Raw genomic sequence first — 12900 nt, forward strand, 5'->3', positions numbered from 1 at the left:
TCTTATTTTTGCAAAAAAACAAGCGAAATTAATAAATTTAAATATAATTATTAAAAAATCGTTGCAATCAAATGAACATTAACTTCTTTTACTTAATCGTGCTATTTTGAAAAAACACGCACCGCTTCAAGTATAAATAGTTGCTGAGTATACGCATACATTGTACTATTACCTAAAAGCGAGATTCACTTAAGGAGGAATAAAATGAAATTTGTAGTGATCGGTGCCGTAGCCGGTGGCCCTTCTTTTGCCACCCGATTGCGACGTTTAGATGAAAATGCAGAAATTTTAATGATTGAACGGGGAGCACACATCTCTTACGCCAGCTGTGCTTTACCTTATTATTTGGGAGATGTCATCACTGATCTTGATTCATTGATCGAACGTACGCCGGAAATTTTAAAAACAAAAAACAATATTGACGTACGGGTCTTCCATGAAGTGACTAAGATCGATCCGAACAAAAAACTACTGACTATCACAAACCTCCAAACCGGTGAAGAATATCAGGAAACTTACGACAAGTTGGTGATCTCTGCCGGCGCCCGCGCATTTCTGCCGGATATCAAAGGAATCAAAAATGCAGAAAATACATTTGTATTGCGAAATGTTACGAATGCGGCAGACATCAAACAGTTCATCGCTGAAAAACTGCCTCAAAAAGCTGTGATCATCGGTGCAGGCATGGCTGGGTTAGAGATTGCCGAAAACTTCCGTCATCGGGGAATGGAGGTTGCAATTATTGAGCAAACTGATCAAGTTGCCTATCCTTATGATCCAGAAATCGCTGAAATTATTGATGCGGAATTGAAGAAGCATGGCGTAGAGATTTTGCTGAATACCACAATAACAGAGGTTGCTGACAACGGACAAACATTGCATTTGTCTGACGGTACAACGATTGAAGCAGATATAGTGATTTGTTCTGCCGGCGTTCGTCCTAATAATGAATTAGCAACATCTGCCGAGATCGAATTAGGAACAGATCAACATATTATCGTCAATGAGAAATTGGAAACCAATCAACCGGACATTTATGCCATTGGAGATGTGATCGAAACAAAAAGCCGGATCACCGGATTGCCTACTCCAAGTATGCTTTCCAGCGCAGCCAATCGCCAAGGTCATTTACTGGCAGATATCCTCAGTGGAAACCCTTTGATTTATCGCGGTTTTATCGGCGCTGGTGTAGCGAAAATCTTTGATTTGACTGCCAGTTTCGTGGGCTATACTGAGCATATGTTGGAAGCAAATGGGATCACCAATTATAAAGCAGTCTTTATTACGCCGTTTGATCATGCCTATTTCTATCCAGATGCTAAGCGTCTTAATCTAAAGCTGATTTTTGAAGAAGGCACCGGTAAGATTTTAGGCGGGCAAGCAGTTGGTGAAAATGGTGTCGACAAACGTATCGGCGAACTGTCTGTTGCGATCACCGGTAATCTGACAGTCTTTGATCTGCCTGATCTGGAACTGCCTTACTCCCCGCCATATTCAACGACTCGTGATCCATTGAATACTGCCGGCTATGTCGCGATCAATCAATTGACCAACACTGTCATCTCCATCGCTCGCGATGAGATCCCCGAAGAAGATTTTAAGACAGCCTTCTTCTTAGATATTCGCGAAGCTGACAAACCGGTGTCCGGTACTGTCAACGCGACGAAAAATATCCCACTGAGTGTTTTACGGGAGCGACTTGACGAGATCCCAACAGATAAAAAGATCTATATCACCTATCGCAAAGGACTTAATCCTTACAACGCGGCCCGTATCCTTGCCGGCAAAGGCGTACAGGCAATATTGATCCAAGAATAAATTAGCAAAAACCCAGCAGTTAAAAGGAGACGGCATCAGCCGTCTTTTTTCATTTTCATTCAAATGATTTGTAAAAAAAGAAGTATTTCTCTATCATTAATAGTAGCAACAAAATAATTTCAAGGAGGCATTTTGATGAGTAAGGTAGCAGTAATCATGACAGATTTCGTGGAAGATATCGAAGTTACTTCACCAAAACAAGCATTGGAAGATGCTGGGCATCAAGTAGTGATCATCAGTGAAAAAGAAACGGTAAAGGGCAAAAAAGGGGAAACGTTTAAAGCTGATGCATCGATTGATGAAATTTCCTGGAAAGATTTTGACGCTTTATTGATCCCGGGAGGTTTCTCTCCAGATCAGTTGCGGACAGACGAACGCTATGTCCAATTGACGAAAGACTTTTTAGAATCACCGCGTCCAGTATTTGCGATTTGCCATGGACCACAGCTTTTCATTCAAACAGAATTAGTGCCTAATCTGACACTGACTGGGTATCAGTCCATCATGCCGGATCTAGCCTATGCCGGTGCAGTAGTCAAAGACGATCCTGTAGTTTTCGATGAATCTTATCATCTGATCACTAGCCGCAATCCGGGAGATCTTGACTCCTTCAATGCCGCGATCGTCAATGCTTTGGCAACGAACAACTGATTTTAAAACCTAATTTTATGAATATTTGAGCAGTAAGACTGGTTGACAGTCTGCTGCTTTTTTGATTGAAAATAAGTAAAAATATTTTTTCTGCATTCTTTTCAGAAAAATTGTGGTAACATAGTTTCCATAATAACTTAGGTTGGTGAAACAATGAAACACTCTTTTCATGAAGATCAATTTGTCGGACTGCTGCTGACGTTTATCGGCGGCGCGATGGATGCCTATACTTATATCCACTATGATGCTTTTGCTTCGGCACAAACCGGAAATCTGGTTTTGGCGATCATCCACGGATTTTCTGGTGATTGGGCCAGTGTCGGCAAAAAACTGCTCTCTACACTCTTTTTCTTCGTTGGGATTTTATTAGCGAAATTTGCCATTGATTATTTCCGCAAAAAAAATTGGCATTTCTGGCGGCTGTTCGTTCTCTATTATGAAGCAGTGATCTTTTTTGTGATCAGCTTGAAAGTTGTCAATGTCTATCCTGCATTGGTAACAGTGCTGATCGCTTTTACCGCGGCCATACAGTGGATCGCCTTTGACAAGATCAACGGCCGTGCCTACACGAATCTATTTACAACCGGGAATTTAAAAGGTGTCGCAACGAATCTCTATGATTATCTAAAAACTAAGGAACAAAAAGATTGGGAAAACTTCATGCATTTCTTGCGGGTCGTCTTATCCTTTATTGCCGGCGGTGTCGTTTCTATCGCTTGTTACCATTGGATCGGCTATAAAGCTGTCTTGCTGATCGCCATCATCTTCATCTTGCTGGCACTTTATGAAACACTGATGACTTTGCGATTTTATCGTGAAACATCCTTTTCAATAGGAAAGAACAATAAACTTCCATAACAGTAAAAAAGCCTCTAGCAGTTGATGACTGCTCCGATCGCCTTTTATGGCAGACTTCGGAGCGTACGTACATCAACTGTAGGAGGCTTTTTTGATTTTATTGATGGGGCAATTGAAACCCGTCGAACGATTCTCCATCGTAATACTTCAATAATTCTTCATACGACAGTAATGAAGAAGTCATTTCTTCTTGGACAGGCTCTTGGGTTTCGCTGTATTCTTGGTATTTCTCAGCTAATTGGCGATAGAGCTCTTGGCGGGAACTGCCTTCGCCGCTGATAAAAGGCAGTTCCCGGATAAATCCTCGATAGACAGGTTTTTCTTCTTCGATTTCAATCGGCAGTTCAACTACAGTCAGATTGATCTCATCAAAAATATCAAACATTATTTTCCCTCCTCATTCTTGCAGATCGATCACTCGCTGAACAAAATCATCGTAAAAGCCGGGTTCGTGGGAAACCACGATCACAGTACCGGCAAATCTTTCAAAGCTTTGCTGCAGGTTCTCTTTTGTTTCTTGGTCGATATGGTTGGTAGGTTCATCTAAAATCAAAAAATTGCTTTTTTGCATCGTCATCTGCGCAAATTTGACCTTTGCTTGCTCGCCGCCGCTCAATAAACGCAGCGGCTCTTGTGCCAATTGATTGGCTAAACCGGCACGGGACAGCTGCCGCCGCAATTCTTTGACGGTAGCTTTTGGAAACAGATCACTCAAATACTGAAGTGGTGTCGCCAATGGATTTTCCCATGACAATTCTTGGGAAAAATAATTGATGATGGTATTTTCTGGAAAATGGAACCCACCACTTAGCGGTGAAAGCTCACCGATCAATGTTTTCAACAGCGTCGATTTACCGATCCCATTGAACCCGCGAATGGCCACCTTTTCTCCATAACGCAGCGACAGATCGATCGGCGGAAGCAGCGGCCGATCATAACCGATCTCCAATTGATCGGTCTCTAATGCAAATGTCGTGACGATTTCTTGATAAGGAAATACGATTTGAGGCTTCGCTGTGCTTGCCGGCGGTGTCAGACGCTGAACTTTATCCAACTGCTTTTGCCGACTTTTCGCGATGGTTGAGCGGGAACCGGCTTTATATTTGCGGATATATGCTTCCGTTTTTTCGATTTGACGTTTTTGGGCCGCGTATTGACGCAGATAAGATTCGCGATTGACTTCTTTTTGTTTCAGCGCTTGATCCAGGTTCCCCGTGTATTTTGTCAATTGGCCGAATTCGATATCCGCCACATGGGTCACGATTGCATTCAAAAAGTGGCGATCGTGAGAGATCACTAGAAAGGTTCCGGCAAAGTCTTGTAAAAATTGTGTCAGCCATTGGACATGAGTATCATCCAAATGGTTGGTAGGTTCATCCAATACCAGCATCGCCGGTTTTTCCAGCAAAAGTTTAGCTAGGATGATCTTAGACCGTTGCCCACCGCTGAGATTTTCCAACCGGGTATCCAGTCCCAAGACATCGATCCCAAGACCGGTAGCCATCTCTTGGATCACCGTTTCCATCTGGTAAAAGTCCCCTTGATCTAGTTCCGTTTGCAGACGTCCGGCTTTTTCCAGCAATTTGTCTTCCAGCGTTTCCGAATATTCCGTATACAATGATACGATTTTTTGTTCCTTCGTCAACTCTTCTTGAAAAGCGGTCTTTAAAAAATCCATGATCGTCAGCTGTTCATCCACTTGGACATATTGATCCAAGTAACCGATTTTGCTGTTTTTAGGGTACTCTACCTGACCTTCATCCGTTAAAAGCTCGCCAGTAATGATTTTGACTAGTGTACTTTTGCCGGCGCCGTTTTGTCCGATCAATCCCACATGTTCCCCTTTATTGATCTGTAGATTCAAATTTTCATACAATACCTTTTCCCCGAATTGCTGGGTGATATTGGTCAAGTTCAACATTTTATTTCCTTCTCTCATAAAAAAAGCCATAGACAAAATTGTCTATAGCTTATGATTGCTTTTGAAAGCCGAATTTCTGCGTGCCATCAATTTTTTGATAGCCTCCAGATCATCACTTTAGCCGATCAGTATGCGGAAATCTTATCTGCATCCTTTGTTAACAGTCAATACTAAAAAGATTTCTTCATCTAAGCGTCCCAAAGTTTAACATCTTACTATCAGAATGTCAAAACGCGAGATTTTCTTTAAGGTTGTTCATCGGTTTCGATTTCCGGACGGTAGTCTGTTCCTGCATAGCAAAAACGTGTGGAGATGGTTGCTTCTTGATCTTCAGAATATAACTCTTTCGTAAAGGGAAAAATAATTGCTTTATCTGCAGTTGATTGTTCAGCTGATAGAACAAATTGCAAATTTTCTTGATCTTTCATTTGCTGTTCGTTTAATTGATCCATGACCGCATCCACGATCTCTTTGTCACTGCCGTAGTTTTTTGCAGCTTTTTTATAATCCTCTAAAAATTCCTCTTGCCCTTTAAACAACTCCATCATGTGAATGTCCTCCTTAATTGATTTTTTCAATTTTCTTCTCTGGAATAAACCATAATAACAGCATCAAGCCATTGACTACCAAAACACTCATAGGATGGATCAGCCATCCAGCAAAAAGCGCTACTATATTCAATAGCAATGTAACATAAATCTTATGATAATGGCTAAATAAACGTCCCACAGCTGAATTTTTGCCATTGACCCGTACCAGTGACAATCCAACGAGCAAATACGCCAGATCGGCTCCGAAAAGAATCATTCCATACAATAATTGCGGTGCAAGGGAAGTTGGATGATCTCCCACCCATGCTGTTGCAAATGGAAAAAGACTCATCATCAAAATCAAAAAATTATTCGCCCACAGTACCCAACCATCAACTTTTCGAACGATATGAAACATATGATGATGGTTGTTCCAGTAGATAGCGAGTAAAATAAAACTGATTAAATAGATGACAAACTGATGGCCTGTTCCTTCAAAAGCTTTCCAAGTATCTCCCTCAGGCTTTTTCAATTCTAAGACTAGAATCGTCATCACGATAGCGATCACGGCATCTGTAAAAGCTTCGATCCTTGTTTTAGGCATTTTTTCCCCTCCGATAACCAAGTTTAGTGAACGTATTATCGTATGGTTTGTTGGATTCGTCAATCATTTCGTTTTTATCGCTGGCTTGTTATATTTTTCTCCTTGTAATAAGCTGCTGCGACTATTCGTTTTCTTTATCCGTCCGCTTTTCTGTTATCCTTTTTTCAAGTATACCAGAATATTTATTTTTCGTTCCAATCAGTGCTCTTCCAGTGGAATTAGGCATATAATTTTCAGTAATCATTTATTTTACGTATAATATTTTTGTAAGCTAAATAGAGAGGATGAGTAAAATGGTTAAAAAATTATCAGTTGCAACTGTTGTCAATAAAGGTGGCCGCGAAGGAGAAAGCGACTCAGTAACAGGTTATTTGAATGTAAAAACAACGATGACCAAAAAAGAGGGCTACACAAATCCGGAAGAATTATTCGCTGCCGGATTCTCCGCATGTTTCAACGGTGCCATGTCCTTTCCGCTAGAACGTGATGGTCTGGGAGATAAACCTCGCAGTGTCCGCGCAGAAGTCAGTTTATTAGGTGATATGAGTGATCCAACCAGCTTGCATATCGCTGTGGTGATCATCGCTCACGTCGAAGGTCTCTCAAAAGAAGAAACCCAGAAATATATAGAAGAAACTTCTCATATCTGCCCTTACTCAAAAGCAGTAGATAACAATATCGAAGTAACTTACCAAGCAGAATAAAAAAAACGAGTCTTTCAGCTTAGCGCTGAGAGGCTCGTTTTTATTTTATACGGAAATATTTCGACCAGTTTCAAAATCAGAATGTCAAACTTCTGTCTACTTTATACCAATTTTTTCGGCTTCTGTCAGAGCGTTTTGCACCTCTGGATGATACCCGTATTTTTTCAAAAATGTCACGATTTCTTCCAATTCATTTGCCGCAAAAGCTTTTTTCTGACAATAAACAACATTCCTAAAAGGAAAACCTTTTTTTCGTGTTTGATAGACATAACAAAGCCCGCTTGCCATTTCGATAGGAACGACCTTTTCGCAGTTCTCTTCGACAAGCGCAAAAAGTGTTTGCCAATCCAATTTCTACACTCCCTTTTCATCAATTAGACTAGATTATAATCCAAACGATGATAAAAGACTAGCATCTTATTTGAGGTTAAGAATTTTTTTAGAATAGCCGGTTTTTCGAATGACAAGCTGCTGTTCGCCTATTCAAAATAAGTCGAAAAGAGTTGTTCGTACTCTTCTTTTGCAGCAGGATCGCTGACAAAGTGCTGTTTAGGGTCTTTCCGCTGATTTTTTTGCGGATATAGTAAATAGTACAGACCAAAAACAGGTTCATTTTTTTCCGAAAGCAGACAGTCTGCGCCTAAAATATCTGCTGTCAATTGACCCAAAGCTTCCGTTCTAAAAAAACCGCCGCTGATAGCTAGATGGTCACTTGTTTCCACCATTTTGGCTAATATTTTGAGATTCATCAAGATTCCTTCTGCAATACTGCGGGCAATGTCTTGTTTCGTATGTTTGATGGTCAGATATTTCAACTGTGCTGATACATCATTACGCCAAAAAGGAGCCCGTTCGCCATTGATATACGGATGAAAGCGCAAGCCGTTTGCTCCTTGCGGTGATTTTTCCAGCCACTTTGGCAGCTGTTCAAAAAAGTTTTCATCAAAAAGCTGATTTTGTGCCCATTCCAACACACATCCGCCGTTATTGGAGGGCGCACCCACTACATAGAATTCTTCGTTCAAATAATAGCAGAAGTTCTGTTGACTGCTTTCAAAATGGGGATGATCCGTCACTTTTCTGATAGCGGCGCTCGTACCAATCGTTAAACTGTCGCTGATCCCAGTCGAACGGTAACTGGCATACGCCGCCAAACACCCGTCACTGGCCCCAGCCAAGATCATTGTACCTGCGTTGAGTTCCAATTCTTCCGCAACGTTTTTTTGGATGGGAAACATTGCTGTCGAGTCTACGATCTCAGCCAATTGATCTTCTTGGATTTTTAAATAGTCCAAGATTTCTTCATCCCATGTCAATTCTGTTGTATGGAACAATCCAGTCGCCGAAGCTGTCGAACGATCGATCCGATAACTGCCTGTAAAAAAGTTCAGGATCAGTTCTTTAAAACCATAATATCGGGTCCGGGGGCCATACTGCTTAGTTTGCTGGAAATACAAAATCTTAGCAAAGGGCGACATTGGGTGGATCGGTGTCCCGCTCTTTAAATAAAAGCGGGTTGCTTCTGGTGTTTTTTTGAATGCCTCGATTGTTTCTTCTGCTTGATTATCAGACCAGATAAATATTTTTTCATACTTGCCGTCAACTACTGGCATACAGCTGTGCATCGGGACACTGAATCCGATAGTACTGATTTTCTCTCTGAAAGATTCAGGAATTTGTTTGATGCCCTCAATGACTCCTTGCAAGACATCCTCTGCTTTTTGATAGTTTTGTTTGTTTTCATAATAGGTGGCTAATTCGACAGCTGTTTTGAATCGTACGTCGTCTTCAGCGATCACGCCGAATTTGATGGCGGTCGTGCCGATATCGATCCCTAAAAAATACTGTTCCATTTTCCCACTTCCCTTCTCGACAGATAGCTGAAAAGTTCCTGCTCATTTGTTAAGCTGACTGCTTTTACTTGCGATCATCTATAAAATAGTTTCATGTAAAACGGGCAGACATCGATCAAAGATCAATTTCTACCCGCCATATTATCTATAAAGTTTTTCCTCTTCTGCTTCCAGTATGCGATCATCGATCAACGAACGGTACCAATACGCGGATTTTTTCAGAGAACGGGTACGTTCTTCGTTTAATTCGATACGAACCAGACCATAACGATTTTTAAAGGCATTCATTGGCGACACGCAATCAGTAAAGGCCCAGAGCATATAGCCCTCGCAATTGGCGCCATCTGCCACAGCCTTCAATAAATAGCGCAAGTGCTGGCTGATGAAATCGATACGGTAATCATCTTCTACCATACCTTGTTCGTTTTGGTAGTTTTCTTCATTTTCCCGACCCATGCCGTTTTCAGTTACCAGCCAAGGAATATTATGATAATTATTTTTCAGATACATCGCCATATCATACATGATTTGCGGATAGATCTCCCAGCCGCGGGAATTGTTCATTTTTTTCCCTGGCAGATCGAATACTTCATAGTACATTTCCGGATGGAATGGCATTTCTGGATTCCATTGATAACGAGGAGCTCTCACACGCTTCGGATAATACTGATTGACCCCTAAAAAATCAACTGTATTTTCTTTGATGATCGCCAATTCCTCTGGCGTCGGATCAAAATAGATCTCGTGTTCTTGGCAAAGCTCGATCAATTTTTGCGGATACACACCATTGACCATTGGATCAAAATAGACACGGTTGAAGAACAGATCGTACATCTCTGCTGCTTTTTGATCCTCCGCTGAATTTGAACGAGGATAGACCATCTCCGGATTCAGCACACAACCGATCCTGCCGCCATAATTTCCGGCGTGATAGATTGCTACCGCTTTTGCTGTCGCTAAAACTTTGTGATAGTTCCACAGCATCCATTTTTTCGTGTTTTGTTCATGAGGCCAGCGTACCGCATCTAAATAGCAGCGAGTTTGCACAACGATCGGTTCGTTGAAGGTAAACCAATGTTTGACCCGATCACCGTAACGTTCAAAAGCGATCCGCGCATACTCTGCATATAATTCAACGACTTTTTTTGATGACCAGCCATCGTATTTCTCCATTAAATAAGACGGCAGTTCATAATGTTCCAAGCAAAGCATCGGTTCCACACCGGCGGCCAATAATGCATCCACCATGTCGCTGATGTGCTGCGCGTATTCTTCATCAACTACCAGATTTTCATAATCAGTGAAAAAACGTGCCCAGTTGATCGACGTACGATAATGTGTCAAGTGGATCTCTTTCATCAGATCGACATCATCTTGGTATTTTTCCATAAAATTCGTAGCCACTGCTGGACCATATCCATTATGCCACACAAAAGTTTCTTCTTTATACCAGCTGTCTAGGAATGAATCTTGTCCATCTTTTTTCCCATGCCAGCCTTCTGTTTGCCAAGCCGACGAAGCGGCGCCGATAATAAAATTTTCAGGTATAGCGATTTTCATAATGTCCTCCTTGATTAAGCAACTTCATTGCGTGTACGATTCATGACTTTTACAAATGGCAGATAGATCAAGATCGATACTACGATACACACGATTTGTGTAATGACCGCTCCGATATCACCTGCTGTTGCCAAATATGCGTTGACGATCGGCGGCATTGGCCACGGCACCATCACGACTGCTTTGGCAGCAAAGCCCATTGTTGTTGCTATATATCCGATCGTACCAGTGATCAGCGGTGTGATGACAAATGGGATCGCCAAGATCGGATTCAGCATGATCGGCATTCCGAAGATCACAGGTTCATTGATATTGAAGATTCCCGGCGCCAAAGAAAGCTTTGTGATCTGACGCATATCTTCCCGTTTTCCGACTAATAAGATCGCGACTAGCAACCCAATCGTGACACCTGAACCACCCATATTCATATACATATCCCAAAATGGCATCGTAATGATATTTGGTACTTCTTTACCAGCTTCAAACGCTTCGGTATTGACGGCGATCGCTGCCAGCAATAATGGCTCGCGGATCGGTTTGACCATTTGATTTCCGTGGATCCCGATAACCCAAAAGATTTGAGCAATAAACATCAGCAGCAATATTCCAGGAAGACCTTGAACGACGCCTTCTAAAGGCCGTTGAATAATATTATAAATAATATCATAGGCATAAGAACCGGTGATTGCCTTGATAATAAAGCCTAGTGTCGCGATGATCGCAACTGTTAAAATCGTTGGGAACAATGCCGAAAAACTAGAAGCCACATTTGCGGGCACCGTCTCAGGCATCTTTAACTGCAATTTCTTTTGACGGCCTAACCAACAATATAATTCAATGGAGATGATCGCAACGAACATCCCTAAAAACAAACCCTTCGTATCCGTATACTGTTTTGCCAAAACATTTTCCGCTATGACTGTTGTATCATTATTAACAAATTCATAGACTGTCGGATTCACCGAAAGATAGGACATGACTGCCACGACTCCCGGAAAGATCCCTTTGACATTATTCAATTTCGCCAATTCGATCCCAATCAAAAATACCGCATAGATGGTTAAAAAGCTCAATGTCACATAACTAATAGCTGAAGATATCGGTTTCAAATCCTCTAAAAACCGCAGAGCATTGATCTGTGCCAATCCATTTTCCGAATCAAAAACCATCGCTGAAAACAATGTCCCGAATGCTCCTGTGATAATGACAGGGATCAATGAAGCAAATGCGTCTTTGATCACCTTGATGTAGCGCAGACTATTGATTTTTGTGGCAAATTTCCCTAATATATTTGCCAATTTATCCATAAAACCTGTTTCCATTTAATTCTTCCCCTTTCAGTCTACTACTTGGTCACACGTCTTGGAACTGTAAATTATATTTTTCCTTAAAAACGTATGTCCTTCTTGCTGGATAGTTCATTTTTCCCAATAACTCACTGCGTATCTTTTATCAGAAAACTTTCACAAACGCACGAAATACAACGCTTACAATATTGGGTTTTTAAATAATAAGAATTTTTGTGGATAATTATTTCTGCCAAAAGAAAAAGTCATCTGATGTATGTACTATAAAATACATCAGATGACTTGTCAATATCATTTGTTACCGATTTCATTTTTTTGATGAATAATCGCATTTAATTGTTTGCGGTTGTTTGCCATGTGAATCGTCATAGCATCCAATGCGCCGGTTTCATCGTGTTTTCCGATCGCTTCAGTTATATCTTTATGCATATCGATCGTCTCGATTTTGAGGTGCTGGATATCATAATTTTTATTGAATAAGGCGATTGCTTCGTTAATGATCGGTACGATATGAAACAGTGCGACATTGCCGCTTGCTTCTGCAATCGTCGTATGGAAATCAATATCCAATTCAACATGCCGTTTATCGTTTTGATAAAAGGATTCTTCGATCTCAATTCTCAATCGATTCATTTTTTCGATTTGTTCATTTGTCGCATGTTTTGCAGCTAGTGCAGCCATTTTAGGTTCCAGCAGATATCTTAGCTCAAATAGATCTGAAATCATTTTATCTTGGTCTTTGATCAACGAAAAACCTAATGGATCAGTCGCGATTCCTCGTTTGCTGCTGATGAAGGTACCAGCGCCTTGACGCACTTCCAATACATTTCTTGAGGCCAATGCTTTTACCGATTCCCGTACTGTGCTGCGACCAACATCTAATTGCTGAGACAGTTCATACTCATTAGGCAACTTCATACCCACATCCAGATCATTCTCATTGATATAGCGGATGATCTTATCTACTGTTTTATCTACCAGCGTTTTGTTTTCCATGTGTTTACTCCTTTCTTAAATTCATCTGATGTCTATCATTTTAACTGATAGCACAAGTAAACACAAATCCGTTCGCTGGTTTCCTAATTGGAGTTGTT

The 12900-nt window shown here is 41.1% G+C and carries 13 protein-coding genes; 4 read left to right on the forward strand and 9 right to left on the reverse strand.

From position 1 onward, the window contains the following. The first annotated feature begins 204 nt into the window (after window positions 1-204). The 3 genes from EFB00_RS04930 to EFB00_RS04940 all read left to right on the forward strand — a co-directional run bounded on the left by EFB00_RS04930 (window position 205) and on the right by EFB00_RS04940 (window position 3327). Window positions 205-1818: an FAD-dependent oxidoreductase gene (locus EFB00_RS04930; protein WP_122645795.1), complete on the forward strand. Its 1614-nt coding sequence runs from the start codon at window positions 205-207 to the stop codon at window positions 1816-1818. Between the two features lie 135 nt (window positions 1819-1953). After that, the gene (locus EFB00_RS04935) at window positions 1954-2469 is read left to right on the forward strand and encodes a DJ-1/PfpI/YhbO family deglycase/protease (protein WP_122645796.1); all 516 of its coding nucleotides are present in this window, start codon (window positions 1954-1956) and stop codon (window positions 2467-2469) included. A gap of 153 nt (window positions 2470-2622) precedes the next feature. Then, a complete protein-coding gene (locus EFB00_RS04940) occupies window positions 2623-3327 on the forward strand; it encodes a YoaK family protein (protein ID WP_122645797.1) in 705 nt (234 codons plus the stop codon). A gap of 97 nt (window positions 3328-3424) precedes the next feature. Here EFB00_RS04940 and EFB00_RS04945 read toward each other — a convergent pair whose 3' ends face one another. The 4 genes from EFB00_RS04945 to EFB00_RS04960 all read right to left on the reverse strand — a co-directional run bounded on the left by EFB00_RS04945 (window position 3425) and on the right by EFB00_RS04960 (window position 6382). After that, entirely contained in the window at window positions 3425-3712 is a 288-nt protein-coding gene (locus EFB00_RS04945) for a hypothetical protein (protein ID WP_122645798.1), read from the reverse strand. Window positions 3713-3724: 12 nt separating this feature from the next. Further along, on the reverse strand, window positions 3725-5248 hold the full coding sequence (locus EFB00_RS04950; protein WP_122645799.1) for an ABC-F family ATP-binding cassette domain-containing protein: 1524 nt from the start codon (window positions 5246-5248) through the stop codon (window positions 3725-3727). A gap of 245 nt (window positions 5249-5493) precedes the next feature. Further along, window positions 5494-5796, reverse strand: a complete 303-nt coding sequence (locus EFB00_RS04955; RefSeq protein WP_122645800.1) for a DUF5960 family protein — start codon at window positions 5794-5796, stop codon at window positions 5494-5496. A 13-nt stretch (window positions 5797-5809) separates the two neighbouring features. Beyond that, window positions 5810-6382 (reverse strand): TMEM175 family protein, encoded by a 573-nt coding sequence (locus EFB00_RS04960; protein ID WP_122645801.1) that lies wholly within the window; start codon window positions 6380-6382, stop codon window positions 5810-5812. Window positions 6383-6675: 293 nt separating this feature from the next. Here EFB00_RS04960 and EFB00_RS04965 point away from each other — a divergent pair, with 293 nt between their 5' ends. Further along, window positions 6676-7086, forward strand: coding sequence for an Ohr family peroxiredoxin (locus EFB00_RS04965; protein WP_122645802.1), 411 nt, complete (start codon window positions 6676-6678; stop codon window positions 7084-7086). A 96-nt stretch (window positions 7087-7182) separates the two neighbouring features. Here EFB00_RS04965 and EFB00_RS04970 read toward each other — a convergent pair whose 3' ends face one another. The 5 genes from EFB00_RS04970 to EFB00_RS04990 all read right to left on the reverse strand — a co-directional run bounded on the left by EFB00_RS04970 (window position 7183) and on the right by EFB00_RS04990 (window position 12802). After that, the gene (locus tag EFB00_RS04970) at window positions 7183-7437 is read right to left on the reverse strand and encodes a hypothetical protein (RefSeq protein ID WP_122645803.1); all 255 of its coding nucleotides are present in this window, start codon (window positions 7435-7437) and stop codon (window positions 7183-7185) included. Between the two features lie 128 nt (window positions 7438-7565). Next, on the reverse strand, window positions 7566-8939 hold the full coding sequence (locus tag EFB00_RS04975; protein WP_122645804.1) for a gluconokinase: 1374 nt from the start codon (window positions 8937-8939) through the stop codon (window positions 7566-7568). A gap of 141 nt (window positions 8940-9080) precedes the next feature. Next, complete coding sequence (locus EFB00_RS04980) at window positions 9081-10499, reverse strand: glycoside hydrolase family 1 protein (protein ID WP_122645805.1); 1419 nt, start codon at window positions 10497-10499, stop codon at window positions 9081-9083. Between the two features lie 14 nt (window positions 10500-10513). Then, window positions 10514-11821: a PTS sugar transporter subunit IIC gene (locus tag EFB00_RS04985; RefSeq protein WP_122645806.1), complete on the reverse strand. Its 1308-nt coding sequence runs from the start codon at window positions 11819-11821 to the stop codon at window positions 10514-10516. 276 nt (window positions 11822-12097) lie between these two features. Beyond that, complete coding sequence (locus EFB00_RS04990) at window positions 12098-12802, reverse strand: FadR/GntR family transcriptional regulator (RefSeq protein ID WP_122645807.1); 705 nt, start codon at window positions 12800-12802, stop codon at window positions 12098-12100. Window positions 12803-12900: the final 98 nt, after the last annotated feature.

Origin of the sequence: Enterococcus mediterraneensis (assembly GCF_900604485.1) — a bacterium.
Lineage (GTDB): Bacteria > Bacillota > Bacilli > Lactobacillales > Enterococcaceae > Enterococcus_C > Enterococcus_C mediterraneensis.